9 protein-coding genes are annotated in these 23,861 nt (G+C 41.2%); 7 read left to right on the plus strand and 2 right to left on the minus strand.

The genetic code is table 11. From position 1 onward, the window contains the following. Window positions 1-18 precede the first annotated feature (18 nt). Both rpoC and ATE92_RS09010 read left to right on the plus strand, forming a co-directional pair. A complete protein-coding gene (gene rpoC / locus ATE92_RS09005; protein WP_100803387.1) occupies window positions 19-4,317 on the plus strand; it encodes a DNA-directed RNA polymerase subunit beta' in 4,299 nt (1,432 codons plus the stop codon). Window positions 4,318-4,500: 183 nt separating this feature from the next. Then, window positions 4,501-4,827, plus strand: a complete 327-nt coding sequence (locus tag ATE92_RS09010) for a DUF3467 domain-containing protein (protein WP_100803388.1) — start codon at window positions 4,501-4,503, stop codon at window positions 4,825-4,827. A gap of 54 nt (window positions 4,828-4,881) precedes the next feature. On the opposite strand, the gene ATE92_RS09015 is transcribed toward ATE92_RS09010, so the two are convergent. Continuing rightward, complete coding sequence (locus ATE92_RS09015; RefSeq protein ID WP_100803389.1) at window positions 4,882-5,469, minus strand: hypothetical protein; 588 nt, start codon at window positions 5,467-5,469, stop codon at window positions 4,882-4,884. Window positions 5,470-5,913: 444 nt separating this feature from the next. On the opposite strand from ATE92_RS09015, the gene ATE92_RS09020 reads away from it, so the two are divergent. Next, window positions 5,914-7,059, plus strand: coding sequence for an Ig-like domain-containing protein (locus tag ATE92_RS09020; RefSeq protein WP_157809600.1), 1,146 nt, complete (start codon window positions 5,914-5,916; stop codon window positions 7,057-7,059). A 43-nt stretch (window positions 7,060-7,102) separates the two neighbouring features. Further along, a complete protein-coding gene (locus ATE92_RS09025) occupies window positions 7,103-7,807 on the plus strand; it encodes a hypothetical protein (RefSeq protein ID WP_100803391.1) in 705 nt (234 codons plus the stop codon). Window positions 7,808-7,821: 14 nt separating this feature from the next. Here ATE92_RS09025 and ATE92_RS09030 read toward each other — a convergent pair whose 3' ends face one another. Then, window positions 7,822-9,420, minus strand: coding sequence for a peptide chain release factor 3 (locus ATE92_RS09030; protein WP_100803392.1), 1,599 nt, complete (start codon window positions 9,418-9,420; stop codon window positions 7,822-7,824). Window positions 9,421-9,760: 340 nt separating this feature from the next. On the opposite strand from ATE92_RS09030, the gene ATE92_RS09035 reads away from it, so the two are divergent. The 3 genes from ATE92_RS09035 to ATE92_RS09045 are packed head-to-tail and all read left to right on the plus strand — an operon-like array spanning window position 9,761 to window position 23,860. Then, window positions 9,761-10,279 carry a hypothetical protein gene (locus ATE92_RS09035; RefSeq protein WP_157809601.1) on the plus strand — a complete coding sequence of 173 codons (519 nt, stop codon included), beginning with the start codon at window positions 9,761-9,763 and terminating at the stop codon, window positions 10,277-10,279. A 59-nt stretch (window positions 10,280-10,338) separates the two neighbouring features. Continuing rightward, entirely contained in the window at window positions 10,339-22,851 is a 12,513-nt protein-coding gene (locus tag ATE92_RS09040; protein ID WP_100803394.1) for a gliding motility-associated C-terminal domain-containing protein, read from the plus strand. Between the two features lie 55 nt (window positions 22,852-22,906). After that, window positions 22,907-23,860, plus strand: coding sequence for a type IX secretion system membrane protein PorP/SprF (locus ATE92_RS09045; RefSeq protein ID WP_100803395.1), 954 nt, complete (start codon window positions 22,907-22,909; stop codon window positions 23,858-23,860). Window position 23,861 lies beyond the last annotated feature (1 nt).

A 23,861-nucleotide genomic window follows, 5' to 3' on the forward strand; every position in this document is an offset into this window, starting at 1 on the left:
AGCATAGTACACAGCATTATGGCAAGAAATAAAGAAAACACAGTACAGAAATTCGATAAGATTTCTATTGGTTTAGCTTCTCCCGAATCCATTTTAGCGGAATCACGTGGAGAGGTGTTAAAGCCTGAAACGATAAATTACCGTACGCACAAGCCGGAGCGTGACGGACTTTTCTGTGAGCGTATTTTTGGTCCTGTAAAGGATTACGAATGTGCCTGTGGTAAATATAAGAGAATTCGCTACAAGGGTATTGTTTGTGACCGTTGTGGTGTTGAGGTAACCGAGAAGAAAGTACGTCGTGACCGTGTGGGACACATCAATTTGGTGGTTCCTGTGGCACATATCTGGTACTTCCGTAGTTTGCCTAACAAGATTGGATACCTTCTTGGGTTACCTTCCAAGAAGCTGGATATGATTATCTATTACGAGAGATATGTTGTTATCCAACCGGGTATTGCAAAATATGAAGATGGAGAGCCTGTAAAGAAAATGGATTTCCTTACTGAAGAAGAATATCTTACCATTTTAGATACCCTTCCGCAGGAAAATTTATACTTAGAAGAAAACGACCCTAATAAATTCATCGCTAAGATGGGTGCAGAGTGTCTAATTGATTTGTTAAACCGAATCGATCTTAACACCTTGTCGTACAATTTGCGTCATAAGGCAAATAACGAAACCTCTAAGCAACGTAAAACGGAAGCATTAAAGCGACTACAAGTTGTAGAAGCACTTCGTGATGCCAACAAGAACCGTGAAAACAAAGCGGCTTGGATGATTATGAAGGTGATTCCCGTTATTCCGCCGGAATTACGTCCGTTGGTGCCATTGGATGGTGGTCGTTTTGCAACTTCAGATCTTAACGATTTATACCGTCGTGTGATTATCCGTAACAATCGTTTAAAGCGATTGATGGAAATTAAGGCTCCGGAAGTGATTTTACGTAACGAAAAACGTATGCTTCAGGAATCGGTAGATTCATTGTTCGATAATACGCGTAAGTCTTCAGCAGTAAAAACTGATAGTAACCGTCCGTTGAAATCTCTTTCAGATTCCCTGAAAGGTAAGCAAGGGCGTTTCCGTCAGAACTTATTAGGAAAGCGTGTGGATTATTCGGCGCGTTCGGTAATTGTTGTGGGACCTGAATTAAAATTATTTGAATGTGGTCTTCCGAAGGATATGGCTGCCGAATTGTACAAGCCTTTCGTAATCAGAAAACTGATTGAAAGAGGGATTGTAAAAACGGTGAAGTCGGCCAAGAAGATTATAGATAAAAAAGAACCCGTTGTATGGGACATCCTGGAAAATGTATTGAAAGGACATCCGGTACTATTAAACCGTGCTCCTACCTTGCACCGTTTGGGTATACAAGCATTTCAGCCTAAATTAATTGAAGGGAAAGCGATTCAGTTACACCCATTGGTGTGTACTGCATTTAATGCCGATTTCGATGGAGATCAAATGGCGGTTCACCTTCCGTTAGGTCCTGAAGCTATTTTGGAATCACAGTTATTAATGCTCGCCTCTCACAATATCTTAAACCCTGCAAACGGTTCGCCGGTGGCAGTACCTTCTCAAGATATGGTATTGGGTCTGTATTATATGACCAAACTTCGTAAATCTACTCCCGAGCATAAGGTAAAAGGAGAAGGATTGACATTTTATTCGGCCGAAGAAGCAATCATTGCATACAATGAAAAACAGGTAGAATTGAATGCCGAAATAAAGATTAGAACAAAAGACTTTAATGAAAATGGGGAGCTTGTTAAACAAATTATCACTACTACTTTAGGTAGAGTGATTTTTAACGAGCAGGTTCCGGAAGCAGCAGGTTATATTAACGAAGTATTGACCAAGAAATCACTTCGTGATATTATTGGTGGTATTTTAGAAGTGACCAGCGTACCAACTACAGCAGCTTTCTTGGATGAAATTAAAGGCTTAGGATATAAGTTTGCCTTCGAAGGAGGATTGTCTTTCAGTTTGGGAGATATTATTATTCCTGCCGAAAAGCAAAGTATGATCGATGATGCAAATACTCAGGTAGAAGGAATTATCGCAAACTACAACATGGGATTAATCACCAATAACGAACGTTACAATCAGGTGATTGATATTTGGACGGCTACCAATGCCGAGTTGACTGAATTGTCTATGAAGCGTATTCGCGAAGACCAACAAGGTTTCAACTCTGTATATATGATGCTTGACTCCGGAGCTCGTGGATCTAAAGAACAGATTCGACAGTTAACCGGAATGCGTGGATTGATGGCCAAACCTAAGAAATCGAACTCGGGTGGAGGTGAAATTATTGAAAACCCTATTCTTTCTAACTTTAAGGAAGGACTTTCAATTTTGGAATACTTTATTTCTACGCATGGTGCGCGTAAGGGTCTTGCCGATACCGCTTTGAAAACAGCGGATGCAGGATATCTAACACGTCGTTTGGTGGATGTTTCACAGGATGTAATTATTAATATTGAAGACTGTGGTACTTTACGAGGTATCGAAGTTTCAGCATTAAAGAAAAACGAAGAGGTTGTAGAATCACTTCGTGACCGAATTGTGGGTCGTACCGCCTTAAATGATGTGTACAATCCGTTGACCAAGGAATTGCTTGTTGCTACTGGAGATCATGTTTCTGAAGCGGTCGCAACTGCTATCGAAAATTCTCCGGTGGAGAGTATGGAAGTTCGTTCTGCATTAACTTGTGAGGCTAAAAAAGGAATTTGTGCACAATGCTACGGAAGAAACCTTGCGACCAATAAAATGGTACAAAGAGGTGAAGCTGTAGGTGTAGTTGCCGCACAGTCTATTGGAGAGCCGGGAACTCAGTTAACATTGCGTACATTCCACGTGGGAGGTATTGCGGGTAACATTTCGGAAGAAAATAAATTGACCGTTAAATTTGACGGAGTTGCCGAAATCGAAGAATTGAAAACCGTAAAAGGTGAAGATTCCGATGGAAAATCGGTAGATATTGTGATTTCACGTACTTCAGAAATAAAACTGGTAGATAAGAAAACCGGAATTGTTTTGAGTACCAGTAATATACCTTACGGATCTACTATCAATGTAAAAGACGGACAATCACTTAAAAGAGGTGATGTAGTTTGTGCATGGGATCCATATAACGGGGTTATTATTTCAGAATTTGCAGGTAAGATTAAGTACGAAAATATCGAACAAGGTATTACCTATCAGGTTGAAATCGATGAACAAACCGGATTCCAGGAAAAAGTAATTTCAGAATCAAGAGACAAGAAGAAGATACCTACCTTACAAATTTTAGGGAAGAAGGATGAAGTAATTCGTTCGTACAACCTACCGGTAGGAGCTCACTTAATGGTGGATGATGGCGATAAGATTAAGATTGGTAAGATTTTAGTGAAGATTCCTCGTAAGTCGGCTAAAGCCGGTGATATTACCGGAGGTCTTCCACGAGTTACCGAATTATTTGAAGCACGTAACCCATCCAATCCTGCTGTAGTAAGTGAGATTGACGGTGTTGTTTCCTTCGGAAAAATTAAGCGTGGTAACCGTGAGATTATTATCGAGTCTAAGCTGGGTGAAATCAAGAAGTATTTGGTGAAGTTGAGTAACCAGATTCTTGTTCAGGAAAACGATTACGTGAGAGCAGGTATGCCATTGTCTGATGGTTCTATCACTCCCGAAGATATTTTACGAATTAAAGGCCCATCTGCGGTACAACAATACTTGGTGAACGAAGTTCAGGAAGTATATCGTCTGCAAGGGGTGAAGATTAACGACAAGCATTTTGAGGTTGTTGTTCGTCAAATGATGCGTAAAGTACAGATTGTTGATTCCGGAGATACAACCTTCCTTGAGAACCAACTGGCACATAAAGATGATTTTATTGAAGAAAACGATAAAATCTTCGGAATGAAAGTGGTCACCAGTGCCGGAGATTCAGAGAATATAAAAGAAGGACAAATCATCACTCCGCGTGAGTTGCGTGATGAGAATTCAATTCTGAAAAGAGCCGACAAAGCCTTAATAGAAGCGCGTGATGCCGAAACGGCAACAGCGACGCCTATATTACAAGGAATTACCAGAGCTTCGTTGCAAACCAAGTCGTTTATCTCGGCAGCTTCCTTCCAGGAAACTACTAAAGTATTGAACGAAGCAGCAGTAAGCGGTAAGGTGGACGACTTAGAAGGACTGAAGGAAAATGTAATTGTAGGTCATAGAATCCCAGCAGGAACCGGAATGCGTCGTTACGACACCATCATTGTTGGTTCTAAAGAAGAGTTGGAGCAAATGACTCGCGAGAAGCAAGAAGTTAACTATAATTAGTGAGCGCACCATGATTTAAAACCTTTTCAGGTTTAAAAAATGGTTGCAGCGAACTATCCTGCCGAAAGGCCGGATCTTTGAAATTATAAAAGAAAAGAATCCCGTGACATAACGGGATTCTTTTTTTAAATTGATTAGTATTAACAAGTCTTCCGCCTTAGCGGAAGTGTAAACACGTTTACAATGGCAGATGTAAAAAAACCAAAACAGCAGCCTCAACAGGGGCAGATTAATATAGAATTGGATGAAACTGTAGCGCAAGGGATCTATAGCAACCTCGCTATTATAAATCATTCTGTATCCGAATTTGTAATCGACTATGTTACCATCATGCCCGGTGTACCAAAGAGTAAGGTAAAGTCGAGAATTATATTGACCCCGCAACATGCCAAGCGATTTTTAAAGGCGTTAGGAGATAATGTAAAACGATTTGAGAATGCCCATGGTGAAATTAAAGATTACCAACAGCCTCCCATTCCCATAAACTTTGGGCCAACCGGAGAAGCATAAAAAAAGCCTTGCAAATTGCAAGGCTTTTTTAATTATAAAACTTTAAAAAGGGGCTTAGTTATAACTTTGCATAATAATCCACTTTTGGCGGGCACCATCATATACAATTTGAATCATTGTGTAAACTTTCCCTTTATTGTTATTATTTTCCTCAAAGCGATTCATGGCTAACGAACCTGAATCGTTGGTTTTAAGATCTATTTTATCATCTTGAGGATAAAGCCAGATACTTTGTCCGTCATAGCCGGCCTTTATGCCTGTTAATACCGTTTCGCCCGATGTATTAAAGATTCTAATGATCGATTTACCTTCGTTTGCCTCTCCTTCACCTATTAATAAATCGGTATTGTGATTAGTCTTTACTGAAAAGGTGACTGCGCCGAAGCTGTAATCAACACCGGACTTGGTTTCTAGGACATTATTTGTTAAAACTAAACGGGAACCAAGCGATACTTCCCGAAGCGTTCCATTGGAATCAAATCCGCTGATTTTAGTAGATGTAACTGTAGGCGCAGATGTATTTGTTACCCGAAGTGTGCCATTGATGTGTAGCGTTTCTTGGGGATTTGTTGTTCCTATTCCAACCTGTCCAAATCCAATAATGCTTAAGAGCATGAAAGCGGGGGCTAATAATTTTTTCATAAGTAGTAAATTGGGGATTCACTTTATTATTAATATGTTCTTTCGAACGCGGTAAATGTAGGAATAAATATCACTATTAAATGATGGTATTGGCCTGTAGAACAGGAATCTATGTATAAATTAGTTGAGATGAATAGAAATATCGATGAAATGCAGCATAAAATTAAACTTTAACATAATTGTTCATCTATAACATTCCTACAAAAAGGATAAATAGTAGTGTAATATTAAAGACTAAGCGCAAATAAAAGCCTTTGAATTGTAATATTTTAACGCTGTAGTAACATTTAAATGTGCACTTAAACGATTAAAAATTAGATTATAACGAAAAAACAGATAACCGTGTAGGAAAAACCAACAACTCAATTACCTTTGGTTCAAATCACAAGTGCCCCCGTTAATTTTTTAGAATTAATTCTTGTGAAGAAATGCAAAAACCTACTTATGAAAAATACTGTTCCTGCACTTCAGTGTAAAACATCTTTTTTGAAGTTTTCGATTTTCATTTTCTCGATCTTCATCCAGATGAGTTTTGCGCAAACTCAGAAGCCTTCAGTTCAAACCGGGGTTACCTTTCAATGGTCGGATATTCAGCCAAATCCGAATTTACCGGCTACTATAAATTCTATCACAATTGACGGAATTGTTTATCAGGCATTTGCAGCTCCCACAACCTATGCTATGACCAGAGTAGGACCTAACGGCCATAATGCGAATAGAATAATCAGGAATGGAACTATCGTAAATAATAGTAGCAATAATGCCAATTGGAACAACGATGCGATTACTGCTTTTCGCGCGAAAAATTTAAATCATTATTTTCTTTCCGACTCTAATGGACGCAATATTTGCGGCAATTTTGGTGCAATAGCAACGACCGATGCACAAGTTCAATCCCTTTATTATTCACCGGGAATTCCTTCAAACGCCGGTGGATTGATCGCGATTACTGAAAGAAATGCAAATAACTGCTACTATATTTCGGTGTATGGAAGGCCTGTTGGGGGAGGTCCGGAACAGTTCTTAGGCGATACTTTTGTTAGACCGAATACTACTCAATGGGGGCCCTTATTTAATGCACCCCCTGCAGGAGTAGACTATTGGAATTCGGGTAGAGTTTTAGAGAATAACGGAACCATAGGAATCGCTATATTTAAATTGGATGATCTGGCTCCAACAGGTTCTATAATCACAAGATTTGAATTGGTCGCTTCTACAGCCGATCACGGAGATGGAAAGGCATTTATAATTCAAAAATACGCAACACCAATACTAGAAAAAGCATGTCTGGATACCGAGTTTCAAGGGACTCTGGTAACAAATAATATTCCAGCGGGTTCAACATTTTCTTTGGTTTCCGGGCCAACACCAGCGGGTCAATCTTTTACATTCAACGCAAATGGCAGCTACTCTTATACACCCGAATTAGGTTTTTTAGGAGATGTTGTTTTTGAATATCAAGTGTGTTTACCGTTTCCAAATACTACTACCTGCGATACATCAACCGCAACCATATCATATATACCATGGTCTGATGAGTACTGTAGTTGCTCATCAGGAAATGCTGATGGCCCACTATTGCAAAATTAATTTAGAATACGAATAAGATATTAATTATACTAAATATCCGATTATGAAAAATATAACTACACTTATCACACTTTTACTTTTTACAGCGTTTGCGGTTAGTGCGCAAGTAGGGATTGGTACAACAAATCCTCAGGAAACATTACATGTATCCGGAAATGAAAGCACCATACGTATAGAGGGTTTAAACAGCGAGAACAACAATAAAAACCTGGGAGGAGCATCACAATATAATGTTATGGTCGATGCAGCCGGAAATCTGACATTGGGAAATGTATCCGGTGAAATTTCTTCAGAATCTAACGTAGCCACACCGGTTGTAATTCAAACAACTGCAAGTTCCGGATTAAATTCGACCGAATTGTATACAAAGAGTTTTACACTAACACAAAGGGCATTGGTTGTTATAACTTACTATATATCTGTAGATTTTAAAAGCTATGATGGTGCCACCAACATAGCCGATGGAAGAGCCAAAATAGCGCACAATTATTTCTATATAGGGAATGGAACAACAGCCAATACATCAAAGGCTTACGGTATGACCAGCTCGGTTTATTCGAATTCTAATTGTGATACGGCAACAGGATATGTATACAACTCGCGTTCAACCACGATTTCATTGGCACCCGGAACTTACAGTGTACACCTTAATGGTGCTGTATTTGGAGGTGATTTAACCCCTGATGCGGCTTTTAGAGCAACCTTCGGAGATCTCGACAGGCTAGATATTGAAGCGATATATCTATAAAGACTTATAGGGTTCTATTTTATCTTTTCGAATTCACTCACAAAATGCAATTTTACATTCGGATATTTAGATTGTGTCATTTGTAGTGTAAAAGCCGAGTCAGCAAAGAACACTAATTGTCCTCGCTTATCGACGGCTAAAAATTTTGCCTTGACTCGTTTAAAATCGGCAAATTCCTCACTCTTTGGATTCATGGCTTCCACCCAACAGGCTTTATGCACGTTTAGGTTTTCGTAGCGACAGGTAGCGCCGTATTCATGCTCAAGACGGTACTGAATTACTTCAAATTGGAGTGCTCCCACAGTTCCAATTACCTTTCTTCCGTTAAGCTCCAGCGTAAATAATTGTGCTACCCCTTCGTCCATTAACTGGTCAATTCCTTTTTCCAGCTGTTTACTCTTCATAGGATCGGCATTGTTGATATATTTAAAGTGTTCCGGCGAAAAACTAGGAACCCCTTTGTAGTGCATTTCTTCGCCTTCGGTTAAAGTATCACCAATTTTAAAGTTCCCGGTATCGTGTAAACCTACTATGTCACCGGGATAGGAAATATCTACAATTTGTTTTTTTTCAGCAAAGAAGGCATTAGGACTGGAAAATTTTAGTTTTTTGTTATGCCGAACATGGAGGTAGGGAGTATTTCTTTCGAATGTCCCCGAAACAATTTTTACAAATGCCAAGCGGTCGCGATGCTTGGGATCCATATTTGCATGAATTTTAAATACAAATCCTGAAAATTCTTTTTCTTCAGGTTTTACCAGGCGGGTATCACTGGCTTTAGGACGCGGTTTAGGGGCGATTTCAACAAAGCAATCCAATAACTCCCGTACCCCGAAATTATTCAATGCCGATCCAAAAAAGACCGGCTGTAACGTTCCTTCGAGGTATTCGTCGCGATTAAAGTCGGGATAAACTTCATACACCAATTCCAGCTCCTCCCGAAGGATTTCTGAAGCTTTGTGACTTATAATTTTTTCGAGATCGGGATGATTTACATCTGCAATTTCAATAGTTTCCTCAATATTCTTGCGGCTATCACCACTAAACAGATTTACATTTTTCTCCCAAATATTGTAGATTCCTTTAAAATCGTATCCCATTCCTATAGGAAAACTTAAAGGCGTCACCCGAAGATTCAATTTTTGTTCAATTTCATCCAACAATTCAAAAGCATCTTTACCTTCTCTATCCAATTTATTAATAAACACGATCATGGGTATATTCCGCATACGACAAACTTCCACTAGTTTTTCGGTTTGCTCTTCAACCCCCTTTGCTACATCAATAACAACTATAACACTATCCACGGCCGTTAGTGTACGGAAGGTATCTTCAGCAAAGTCCTTGTGTCCCGGTGTATCGAGTATGTTTATCTTAATTCCTTCATATTCAAAGGCCAGCACGGAAGTAGCGACAGAGATACCTCTTTGTCTTTCAATTTCCATAAAATCACTGGTAGCACCCTTTTTAATTTTATTACTTTTTACGGCACCAGCTTCCTGAATTGCACCTCCAAAAAGCAATAATTTTTCGGTTAAAGTGGTTTTTCCGGCATCGGGATGAGAGATAATTCCGAAGGTTCTTCGGCGGTCAATTTCGCGTTTCAATTGCATCTATTATTGTAATAATTTTACGCAAAGATACGGGTTGTTTTTAGGGTATCAAAGCCCAATTATTGACAGTTGAAATTAAATTTATTCTTACAAAAAAAATAACGTAAAAGCCTTGTTAATAAGGCATATACGTAGAAACACGTATATACTTTTCCTACAAAAAACCTAGATAAAAAGCAAAATTTAACGTAGTTCAGCGATTTTTTATTACAGTTGGACTAATAGTTGAATTTTTGTAAGACTTTAACATTTTTTCCTACGTATATTTGATATGAAATACACAAAATCAGTGCTGTTGGGGCATTCGTTTTTTACATTGATACACATAAAAAATATAGATATGAAAGTTTCCAAATCTGTTTCCTCTCGAGGTATGTCAAAACTATTTTTCACATCGGTCCTCATGACTTTTTTAGTTTGTATGTTCTCCTTGCAAAGTTTTGCCCAAAACTGTAACTCAAAAATGGTTGTCTCTCACGATAGAGATTTACAATCGGCCATAGTGAGTCAGCCTGCTAAATTTCAAATGGAGCTTACTAATAATTCAGCGACTACACAAACATATACAATGGAGTACGTCAATTCGGCGAAGACTTTTACCTATGAGGGTAAAGCTCCTTCACGGTTAAGTGCTAACAATAACTTAAATACAACCATTTCCTATAATGGTTCTGTAGTGAACAGTATAAGCGTACCTCCACATTCGACAGTTTCATTTCACGCAATTGTATCAATTCCGGAAGGGACTCCAATAAATAAGTGGGGTGTCATCGAATTAAAAGCAAAAAACAGCAAATGCTCCGAAGGGACTCTTTCATCTCTTTTAAAGGTGTTGAGCAGGGATCCATCTGAAAACTAATATTAGGACTTGGTCCAAAAGGATAAGACTTACTAGGTTTCAACCTAAAAACTCATTTTATGAAAAAGCAACTACCTTCCAAAATTAATAATTACATAAAAGCAGTTTTTTTACTACTTGCTTTTTTTGTATTTAACACTGCACCGCTTTTTGCCCAGACTATAACACTAAACAAGACTGCGGTAGCAAGTAATGTTTGTAATCAATTCGATATTTCCTTGACGGTTACCGGGAATCCACCTCCACTAGCACAGGATGTGATTCTTGTAATTGACCGGTCCGGAAGTATGGGAGGAGATCCTATTATGCACGCGAAAAACGCGGCGGTCTCTTTCGTCAATAATATATTCGCACCGGCGAACAACCCTACAGGAAATAATAGAGTGGGGATTGTCTCTTATTCCACTTCAGGAACACTTGAAATTGGTTTGCGAAACTCAACATTTCAAGCTGCAATTATAGCTGAAATCAATAGTCTGGTAGCTTCCGGTGGAACAAACATTGCAAGTGCCATGGATGTTGCCGACAATGAGATGACAGCCAATGGAGTTTTTAATTGCGCTACAGGTAGAAGTATTTTGCTTTTAACCGATGGTGTTACTAACAGAAGATTAAACGGAAGTACTTGTAGCGGAACCCCTTCGCCACCATTCCCGGCTGGGAATTCTGCATGTATGGATGATGCTATTAGTGAAGGGCAAGGAGCACAAACTACCCCCATAGGAAATCCTTCAGTAATATATAATCAAAAAATATTCTCGGTTGGACTTTTTGGAGATATCTCCGGAAATGCTCAAGCAGCTGCAACTTATACACTGGATCAAATTCAGAACGGGGGCCTTTTCACAACCGAAGCAGCGGCCGATTTAACCGGAATTTATAATACTATTCTAGGACAATTAGCACTGGCAGCAAAGGACGCCATTGTAACAGATGCATTAGGAACTGGATTCCAAATGGTATCCGGTACGCTTAGCGACCCTGTAAATGCATCATACAATAGCGGTACTAATACCATTACCTGGGATCTAGGCGATGTTTCTAATGAGACACGAACACTTACATATCGTATTGCAGCGGTTGGAATGCAAGGTTGTGGAATACAAAATTCCGGATCGAGTCAAATGTCATTCATTAATGCTTCCTGTAATCCGCAAGTACTACCATTTCCTAACCCACAGATTTGTGTGCCGTGTCCGATTATTTCAGACCCAGTTATAGATCAGGTAGATTGTACAAAGACTATAAATTATTCGGCTTCATTTAATCCGGGAGACTGTACACCTTTCTCAGTAGGATTTGTTTGGGAATTCTTCCTTAATAACACTTCTGTTGGTACTGTTTCAGGGAATACTATAGGAGATCTCTCAGGAGCTTTTACGTATACGGGAGCTAATCCGTTTCAAGGAGACTTCAGAGCCGAACTAACCTATAATGGTACTTATAATAATAATTGTAATCTACCTCCGGTGACTGTAGATTCTGATATTCAAATTTATTTACCACCTAATGCACCGGTGAGTGGCGGAAATCAAACGGCTTGTGCGGCTACACCAATTCAAACATTAACTGCTGTCGCTACTGTTTTGCCAAACCAAAGTGTTGTCTGGTATGATATGGCAAATGGCGGGAATGTTGTTTCTCCTACCTTAAACACTATAGGTAGTATTACATATTGGGCTGAAACAGTTGATAATACCAGTGGATGTTCAAGTTTATCTAGAACTCCGGTATCATTAACTCTGTATAATTGTGCAATTAATATTGAAAAAACTGCGAGTCCTAACGACCCTGCAAATTGTAACCCAATTGCTCCGGGACAACCCATAAATTATACATTTACCGTTACTAACATTGGAAACGTTGCAATTACCAATGTGGAAGTAAATGACCCATTAATCGATCCGGTAAATCCTATTCCCGGTCCGGCAAGTGGAGATACCAATAATAATAATGCATTAGACCTTAATGAAGTTTGGACTTACAATGCATCTTATATAGTACAGCAATCTGATATTATAACCGGTCAGGTAGTAAATACTGCCGATGTGGACGGGACTGTAACAGGTTCTTCTTCCTCTTATAATGTTCATGACGAAGATTCTGAAACCGTGATTTTATGTCAAAATGCTGAAATTTCCATAACGAAAGCAAGTACGAGTGCTACAGGTAATTGTATCAATTTTACTGAAAATGATATCATAAGTTACACATTCGTCGTAACCAATGAAGGTGATGTTGATATTTCAAATGTTGTAGTAACAGATCCAATTTTGGGTGGTGTTATTGCAGGCCCTGCTAGTGGTGATACTAACAATAATGGAGTGCTGAATGTTGGTGAAGTATGGAATTATGCCGCAAATTATTCAGTTACTCAATTGGATATTGATAATGGTTCGGTTGTAAACACTTCCGAGGTAAATGGTACAACAGCTTTAGGTCCGGTAAATGATCCTAGTAATCAAGTTACCGTATTAATTTGTCAAACTCCGGACATCGCCATTGTAAAAACAAACGATCAAATACCCGGTCAAAACAACTGTGTTGATTTGTCAGAGGGTGATACTGTGACCTATACTTTTACAGTAACCAACGAAGGAAACCTATCCATTGACAATGTGGTTGTAACAGATCCACTGGTTGGACTATCTGTTATTGCCGGTCCAACGGGTGATACAGGAGCCGACGGCATCTTAGGCTTAACAGAGGTTTGGACTTATACCGCTACTTATGTGGTAACTCAAGATGATGTTGATGCAGGTCAGATAACCAATCAGGCGACAGTCAATGGACTGGCAATGAACCCTGCGGACACTCCGGTGAGTGATCTATCAGGATCTACTACCACTACGGACGATGCGACGGTGATTGTAATTTGTCAAACTCCGGACATCGCTATTGTAAAAACAAACGATCAAATACCCGGTCAAAACAACTGTGTTGATTTGTCAGAGGGTGATACTGTGACCTATACTTTTACAGTAACCAACGAAGGAAACCTATCCATTGACAATGTGGTTGTAACAGATCCACTGGTTGGACTATCTGTTATTGCCGGTCCAACGGGTGATACAGGAGCCGACGGCATCTTAGGCTTAACAGAGGTTTGGACTTATACTGCAACTTATGTGGTAACTCAAGATGATGTTGATGCAGGTCAGATAACCAATCAGGCGACAGTCAATGGACTGGCAATGAACCCTGCGGACACTCCGGTGAGTGATCTATCAGGATCTACTACCACTACGGACGATGCGACGGTGATTGTAATTTGTCAAACTCCGGACATCGCTATTGTAAAAACAAACGATCAAATACCCGGTCAAAACAACTGTGTTGATTTGTCAGAGGGTGATACTGTGACCTATACCTTTACAGTAACCAACGAAGGAAACCTATCCATTGACAATGTGGTTGTAACAGATCCACTGGTTGGACTATCTGTTATTGCCGGTCCAACGGGTGATACAGGAGCCGACGGCATCTTAGGCTTAACAGAGGTTTGGACTTATACCGCTACTTATGTGGTAACACAGGATGATGTTGATGCAGGTCAGATAACCAATCAGGCGACAGTCAATGGACTGGCAATGAACCCTGCGAACACTCCGGTGAGTGATCTATCAGGATCTACTACCACTACGGACGATGCAACGGTGATTGTAATTTGTCAAACTCCGGACATCGCTATTGTAAAAACAAACGATCAAATACCCGGTCAAAACAACTGTGTTGATTTGTCAGAGGGTGATACTGTGACCTATACTTTTACAGTAACCAACGAAGGAAACCTATCCATTGACAATGTGGTTGTAACAGATCCACTGGTTGGACTATCTGTTATTGCCGGTCCAACGGGTGATACAGGAGCCGACGGCATCTTAGGCTTAACAGAGGTTTGGACTTATACCGCTACTTATGTGGTAACACAGGATGATGTTGATGCAGGTCAGATAACCAATCAGGCGACAGTCAATGGACTGGCAATGAACCCTGCGGACACTCCGGTGAGTGATCTATCAGGATCTACTACCACTACGGACGATGCGACGGTGATTGTAATTTGTCAAACTCCGGACATCGCTATTGTAAAAACAAACGATCAAATACCCGGTCAAAACAACTGTGTTGATTTGTCAGAGGGTGATACTGTGACCTATACCTTTACAGTAACCAACGAAGGAAACCTATCCATTGACAATGTGGTTGTAACAGATCCACTGGTTGGACTATCTGTTATTGCCGGTCCAACGGGTGATACAGGAGCCGACGGAATCTTAGGCTTAACAGAGGTTTGGACTTATACTGCAACTTATGTGGTAACTCAGGATGATGTTGATGCAGGTCAGATAACCAATCAGGCGACAGTCAATGGACTGGCAATGAACCCTGCGGACACTCCGGTGAGTGATCTATCAGGATCTACTACCACTACGGACGATGCGACGGTGATTGTAATTTGTCAAACTCCGGACATCGCTATTGTAAAAACAAACGATCAAATACCCGGTCAAAACAACTGTGTTGACTTGTCAGAGGGTGATACTGTGACCTATACCTTTACAGTAACCAACGAAGGAAACCTATCCATTGACAATGTGGTTGTAACAGATCCGCTGGTTGGACTATCTGTTATTGCCGGTCCAACGGGTGATACTGGAGCCGACGGAATCTTAGGCTTAACAGAGGTTTGGACCTATACAGCTACTTATGTGGTAACACAGGATGATGTTGATGCAGGTCAGATAACCAATCAGGCGACAGTCAATGGACTGGCAATGAACCCTGCGGACACTCCGGTGAGTGATCTATCAGGATCTACTACCACTACGGACGATGCGACGGTGATTGTAATTTGTCAAACTCCGGACATCGCTATTGTAAAAACAAACGATCAAATACCCGGTCAAAACAACTGTGTTGACTTGTCAGAGGGTGATACTGTGACCTATACCTTTACAGTAACCAACGAAGGAAACCTATCCATTGACAATGTGGTTGTAACAGATCCGCTGGTTGGACTATCTGTTATTGCCGGTCCAACGGGTGATACAGGAGCCGACGGCATCTTAGGCTTAACAGAGGTTTGGACCTATACCGCTACTTATGTGGTAACACAGGATGATGTTGATGCAGGTCAGATAACCAATCAGGCGACAGTCAATGGACTGGCAATGAACCCTGCGAACACTCCGGTGAGTGATCTATCAGGATCTACTACCACTACGGACGATGCAACGGTGATTGTAATTTGTCAAACTCCGGACATCGCTATTGTAAAAACAAACGATCAAATACCCGGTCAAAACAACTGTGTTGACTTGTCAGAGGGTGATACTGTGACCTATACCTTTACAGTAACCAACGAAGGAAACCTATCCATTGACAATGTGGTTGTAACAGATCCACTGGTTGGACTATCTGTTATTGCCGGTCCAACGGGTGATACAGGAGCCGACGGCATCTTAGGCTTAACAGAGGTTTGGACCTATACTGCAACTTATGTGGTAACACAGGATGATGTTGATGCAGGTCAGATAACCAATCAGGCGACAGTCAATGGACTGGCAATGAACCCTGCGAACACTCCGGTGAGTGATCTATCAGGATCTACTACCACTACGGACGATGCAACGGTGATTGTAATTTGTCAAACTCCGGACATCGCTATTGTAAAAACAAACGATCAAATACCCGGTCAAAACAACTGTGTTGATTTGTCAGAGGGTGATACTGTTACTTATACCTTTACAGTAACCAACGAAGGAAATCTATCCATTGACAATGTGGTTGTAACAGATCCACTGGTTGGACTATCTGTTATTGCCGGTCCAACGGGTGATACAGGAGCCGACGGAATCTTAGGCTTAACAGAGGTTTGGACTTATACTGCAACTTATGTGGTAACTCAGGATGATGTTGATGCAGGTCAGATAACCAATCAGGCGACAGTCAATGGACTGGCAATGAACCCTGCGGACACTCCGGTGAGTGATCTATCAGGATCTACTACCACTACGGACGATGCGACGGTGATTGTAATTTGTCAAACTCCGGACATCGCTATTGTAAAAACAAACGATCAAATACCCGGTCAAAACAACTGTGTTGACTTGTCAGAGGGTGATACTGTGACCTATACCTTTACAGTAACCAACGAAGGAAACCTATCCATTGACAATGTGGTTGTAACAGATCCGCTGGTTGGACTATCTGTTATTGCCGGTCCAACGGGTGATACAGGAGCCGACGGCATCTTAGGCTTAACAGAGGTTTGGACCTATACCGCTACTTATGTGGTAACACAGGATGATGTTGATGCAGGTCAGATAACCAATCAGGCGACAGTCAATGGACTGGCAATGAATCCTGCGGACACTCCGGTGAGTGATCTATCAGGATCTACTACCACTACGGACGATGCAACGGTGATTGTAATTTGTCAAACTCCGGACATCGCTATTGTAAAAACAAACGATCAAATACCCGGTCAAAACAACTGTGTTGACTTATCAGAGGGTGATACTGTGACTTATACCTTTACAGTAACCAACGAAGGAAACCTATCCATTGACAATGTGGTTGTAACAGATCCACTGGTTGGACTATCTGTTATTGCCGGTCCAACGGGTGATACTGGAGCCGACGGAATCTTAGGCTTAACAGAGGTTTGGACCTATACAGCTACTTATGTGGTAACACAGGATGATGTTGATGCAGGTCAGATAACCAATCAGGCGACAGTCAATGGACTGGCAATGAATCCTGCGAACACTCCGGTGAGTGATCTATCAGGATCTACTACCACTACGGACGATGCAACGGTGATTGTAATTTGTCAAACTCCGGACATCGCAATAGTTAAGACACATAATCAGACGCCAACAGGTGGTAATAATTGTATAGATTTAAGTGTTGGACAAGATATATCATATACTTTCACAGTGACCAACGAGGGCAATCTATCGATTGATAATGTGGTTGTAACCGATCCGTTACCTGGATTATCTGCGATAACTTTTATTGGAGGAGATGCCGATAATGATCAAGTTTTAGATTTAAATGAAATATGGACATATAATGCGGTATACACTGTTACTCAGGATGATATAGATTTAGGTAGTATTACAAATCAAGCTACCGTTAACGGTACGGCAATGAACCCTGCGAACACTCCGGTGAGTGATATTTCTGGAAGCACGGTAACAACCGATGATCCTACGGTAATAATAATATGTCAGAACCCTGCAATTGCAATTGTAAAAGAGGCGAGTTATGACGACGGAGGCGATTGTTCTGATCCTGGAGAATTGATTAACTATACATTCACAGTGACCAATGAAGGTAATGTGAGTCTATCAAATATTGTAGTAACCGATCCATTATTAGGTGGCGTAGTTGCTGGTCCCGATTCAGGAGATACCGACAACGACGGAGAATTGGATGTAACTGAGGTGTGGATTTACACAGGAAGTTATGCCATCACTCAGGATGACATTGACAATGGAGAGGTAATCAACCAGGCTACTGTTACAGGTATTGCACCGGATCAGTCTCAGGTAAGTGATCTTTCAGGATCTACTACCACTACGGATGATGAAACCACTACAACACTATGTCAGGAACCAATTATTGCAATTGTAAAAGAGGCGAGTTATGACGATGGTGGCGATTGTTCCGATCCTGGAGAATTGATTAACTATACATTCACAGTAACCAATGAAGGTAATGTGAGTCTATCGAATATTGTAGTAACCGATCCATTATTAGGTGGCGTAGTTGCCGGTCCCGATTCAGGAGATACCGACAATGACGGAGAATTGGATGTAACCGAGGTGTGGATTTACACAGGAAGTTATGCCATCACTCAGGATGACATCGACAATGGAGAGGTAATCAACCAGGCGACTGTTACAGGTATTGCACCGGATCAGTCTCAGGTAAGTGATCTTTCAGGATCTACTACCGCTACGGATGATGAAACCACTACAACACTATGTCAGGAACCAATTATTGCAATTGTAAAAGAGGCGAGTTATGACGATGGTGGCGATTGTTCCGATCCGGGAGAATTGATTAACTATACATTCACAGTAACCAATGAAGGTAATGTGAGTTTATCGAATATTGTAGTAACCGATCCATTATTAGGTGGCGTAGTTGCCGGTCCCGATTCAGGAGATACCGACAATGACGGAGAATTGGATGTAACCGAGGTGTGGATTTACACAGGAAGTTATGCCATCACTCAGGATGACATCGACAATGGAGAGGTAATCAACCAGGCTACTGTTACAGGTATTGCACCGGATCAGTCTCAGGTAAGTGATCTTTCAGGATCTACTACCACTACGGATGATGAAACCACTACAACACTATGTCAGGAACCAATTATTGCAATTGTAAAAGAGGCGAGCTATGACGACGGTGGCGATTGTTCCGATCCGGGAGAATTGATTAACTATACATTCACAGTGACCAATGAAGGTAATGTGAGTTTATCGAATATTGTAGTAACCGATCCATTATTAGGTGGCGTAGTTGCCGGTCCCGATTCAGGAGATACCGACAATGACGGAGAATTGGATGTAACCGAGGTGTGGATTTACACAGGAAGTTATGCCATCACTCAGGATGACATCGACAATGGAGAGGTAATCAACCAGGCGACTGTTACAGGTATTGCACCGGATCAGTCTCAGGTAAGTGATCTTTCAGGATCTACTACCACTACGGATGATGAAACCACTACAACACTATGTCAGGAACCAATTATTGCAATTGTAAAAGAGGCGAGCTATGACGACGGTGGCGATTGTTCCGATCCGGGAGAATTGATTAACTATACATTCACAGTGACCAATGAAGGTAATGTGAGTTTATCGAATATTGTAGTAACCGATCCATTATTAGGTGGCGTAGTTGCCGGTCCCGATTCAGGAGATACCGACAATGACGGAGAATTGGATGTAACTGAGGTGTGGATTTACACAGGAAGTTATGCCATCACTCAGGATGACATCGACAATGGAGAGGTAATCAACCAGGCGACTGTTACAGGTATTGCACCGGATCAGTCTCAGGTAAGTGATCTTTCAGGATCTACTACCACTACGGATGATGAAACTACTACAACACTATGTCAGGAACCAATTATTGCAATTGTAAAAGAGGCGAGTTATGACGATGGTGGCGATTGTTCCGATCCGGGAGAATTGATTAACTATACATTCACAGTAACCAATGAAGGTAATGTGAGTCTATCGAATATTGTAGTAACCGATCCATTATTAGGTGGCGTAGTTGCCGGTCCCGATTCAGGAGATACCGACAATGACGGAGAATTGGATGTAACCGAGGTGTGGATTTACACAGGAAGTTATGCCATCACTCAGGATGACATCGACAATGGAGAGGTAATCAACCAGGCGACTGTTACAGGTATTGCACCGGATCAGTCTCAGGTAAGTGATCTTTCAGGTTCTACTACCACTACGGATGATGAAACTACTACAACACTATGTCAGGAACCAATTATTGCAATTGTAAAAGAGGCGAGCTATGACGACGGTGGCGATTGTTCCGATCCGGGAGAATTGATTAACTATACATTCACAGTGACCAATGAAGGTAATGTGAGTTTATCGAATATTGTAGTAACCGATCCATTATTAGGTGGCGTAGTTGCCGGTCCCGATTCAGGAGATACCGACAATGACGGAGAATTGGATGTAACCGAGGTGTGGATTTACACAGGAAGTTATGCCATCACTCAGGATGACATCGACAATGGAGAGGTAATCAACCAGGCTACTGTTACAGGTATTGCACCGGATCAGTCTCAGGTAAGTGATCTTTCAGGATCTACTACCACTACGGATGATGAAACCACTACAACACTATGTCAGGAACCAATTATTGCAATTGTAAAAGAGGCGAGCTATGACGACGGTGGCGATTGTTCCGATCCGGGAGAATTGATTAACTATACATTCACAGTGACCAATGAAGGTAATGTGAGTTTATCGAATATTGTAGTAACCGATCCATTATTAGGTGGCGTAGTTGCCGGTCCCGATTCAGGAGATACCGACAATGACGGAGAATTGGATGTAACTGAGGTGTGGATTTACACAGGAAGTTATGCCATCACTCAGGATGACATCGACAATGGAGAGGTAATCAACCAGGCGACTGTTACAGGTATTGCACCGGATCAGTCTCAGGTAAGTGATCTTTCAGGATCTACTACCACTACGGATGATGAAACTACTACAACACTATGTCAGGAACCAATTATTGCAATTGTAAAAGAGGCGAGTTATGACGATGGTGGCGATTGTTCCGATCCGGGAGAATTGATTAACTATACATTCACAGTAACCAATGAAGGTAATGTGAGTCTATCGAATATTGTAGTAACCGATCCATTATTAGGTGGCGTAGTTGCCGGTCCCGATTCAGGAGATACCGACAATGACGGAGAATTGGATGTAACCGAGGTGTGGATTTACACAGGAAGTTATGCCATCACTCAGGATGACATCGACAATGGAGAGGTAATCAACCAGGCGACTGTTACAGGTATTGCACCGGATCAGTCTCAGGTAAGTGATCTTTCAGGTTCTACTACCACTACGGATGATGAAACTACTACAACACTATGTCAGAATCCAGCTATTGCGATTATTAAAACCGGATTATTTGTAGATGTAGACGGTGATAAGTGTGCAGATGTAGGGGAATTAATAGACTACACGTTTACAGTAACTAATGAAGGCAATGTAAGCTTATCCAGCATCGAAGTGAATGACCCACTATTAGGTGGTCAATTACCGGGTCCTGATTCAGGAGATACAGATAACGATGGAGAATTGGATGTAACTGAAACTTGGATTTACACGGGAAGTTATGCTATCACTCAGATTGATATTGATAATGGAGAAGTTGTAAATCAGGCAGTGGCAAAAGGTGCTAGTCCTTTAGGAGTGACAGTTTCAGATCTTTCAGATGACAATAGTATTCTTGAAGACGATCCAACGGTAACAGACATTTGTCAGGAACCTGTGATTGCTATTATAAAAACAGGATTATTTATAGATGAAGATGGCGATAAGTGTGCCGATGTAGGTGAAATGATCGATTATACTTTCACAGTAACTAACCTCGGAAACGTAAGCCTATCAAATATAGTGGTGGATGATCCATTATTAGGAGGCCCAATAGCCGGTCCTGATTCAGGAGATACCGACAATGACGGAGAATTGGATGTAACTGAAACGTGGATTTACACTGCAAGTTATGCCATTACTCAGGTCGATATAGACGCAGGACAAGTGATTAATCAGGCTACCGCGACAGGTACAGCACCGGATCAAAGTACCGTAAGTGACCTATCTGATAATGATAGTGAATTTGAAGACGATCCTACCGAAACAGATCTTTGTCAGGAGCCTGTAATTGCAATTATTAAAGTTGGAGTATTTAATGACGAAAACGGAAATGGTTGTGCGGATGAAGGCGAATCAATTGACTATACATTCACTGTGACAAACGAAGGAAATGTTAGTTTGACTAATATCATAGTTGATGATCCATTACTAGGAGGGCCAATTGCCGGACCTGATAGTGGTGATACCGATAACAACGGTGAATTAGGAGAAACCGAAGCTTGGATTTATTCCGGCACCTATATCATTAGCCAGTCAGATATTGACAATGGAAATGTTACCAACCAGGCCACTGCTTCAGGTACTGCCGATGGTGTCACTGTAACAGATTTATCAGATCCAAATAGCGTTAATGGTGATAGTCCTACGATTACAGACTTGTGTCAAGATCCATCAATGTCTGTTACTAAGTCAGGAGTTTTCAACGACGACAATGGTGATCAAATACCACAACCGGGAGAGACCATTAGTTATTTCTTTTCGGTTACCAACACAGGTAATGTTACCTTGTATAACATCACCCTGAGTGATGAGTTACCGGGTATTGTACTGGAAGGTGGTCCTATTGCACAATTGGATCCGGGTGAGGTTGACGACAGCACGTTCACTGCTACCTATGCCATTACAGAGGCTGATATTGCCGCAGGCGAGGTAATCAACCAGGCCATTGGAACGGGAGAGACTATAGGCGGCGACGAGGTAAGTGATACCTCCGATGATCCAAATGATTTGACCAATGTTGATCCAGATGGCGATGGTGAGCCTGATGATCCTACAGTTACGGTAATACCGAATGTATTACCTGCTAATTTTGAGATTTTCAATGGTGTTACCCCAGATGGTGATGGCTTGAATGATTACTTCCAGATAGATGGAATAGAGGATTATCCTATCAACAATGTTAAGATCTTCAATCGTTGGGGAGTACTTGTATGGGAGACCGATGGTTACGGAGTAAATGGTAATGTCTTTAGAGGTGTTTCCAGTGGTAGATCTACCGTTAGAGAGTCTAAGGAGTTGCCAACGGGTACGTACTTCTATATTTTGACCTTCCCTGGTGGTAACCCTGGTGATAATCCGGGTGAGACTAATTATTCAGGATACTTATATATAAATAGATAGCAAATCAAAAAACTCCCGGGAGGGGCAACCTCCCGGGGTTATAAAATATGTAACGATGAAACACAGTTATTTTACACTCATAGTTTTGATTTTACTCGGTATTTTTTCGAGTAATGCTCAGCAGGATCCTCAGTACACCCAGTATATGTACAATACTCAGGTTGTTAACCCTGCGTATGCGGGTTCTCGGGAGGCTTTAAGTTTTGGATTGTTGTACCGTACCCAGTGGGTTGGTTTTGAGGGGGCTCCTAAGACGGGTACCTTCACGGTAAATTCTCCCATCGGGAGTTTAGACAACATGGGCTTGGGTCTGTCTATTGTACGGGATGAAATTGGTCCTTCGATTGAGTCGAATGTGAATATTGATTATTCCTATAGTATCAACACCTCGGATGAGGGTAAGGTTTCCTTTGGATTGAAGGCGGGGTTGGATATTTTGGATGTTGATTTCACCAAGCTTAATATCGCCGATCAGGGTGATGTTTTCGAGAACAATATCGACAATAAGCTTCAGCCTCAGATAGGAGCGGGAGTGTATTACAATACGGAGAAGTTTTATGCCGGATTATCGGTACCCAACTTTTTAACCACCAAGCATTTTGACAAGTCTACCTTGGAGGATATTCAAAATGGTGGTTTTAATGGATCAGTGACAGCAGCAGAGCGTTTGCATTATTTTTTAATAGCGGGTTATGTCTTTGATGTGAGTGAGAATTTAAAGTTTAAGCCTGCAACCTTGGTAAAGGCTGTAAGTGGATCTCCCTTACAGTGGGATGTTTCTGCCAACTTTCTTTTGTATGAGAAGGTGACCTTGGGAGCTGCCTACAGATGGAGTGCTGCCATGAGTGCTTTGGTTGGCTTTCAGGCTACCGATGAGATTTTTATTGGCTTTGGCTACGACTATCAGACTACCGACATAGAATCCTATAGTGATGGTTCTTATGAGATTATGTTACGCTTTGATTTATTCAAGAAACCGGAACGTGTGTTAACACCACGATTCTTTTAAA

This window comes from Ulvibacter sp. MAR_2010_11, assembly GCF_002813135.1.
GTDB lineage: Bacteria > Bacteroidota > Bacteroidia > Flavobacteriales > Flavobacteriaceae > Altibacter.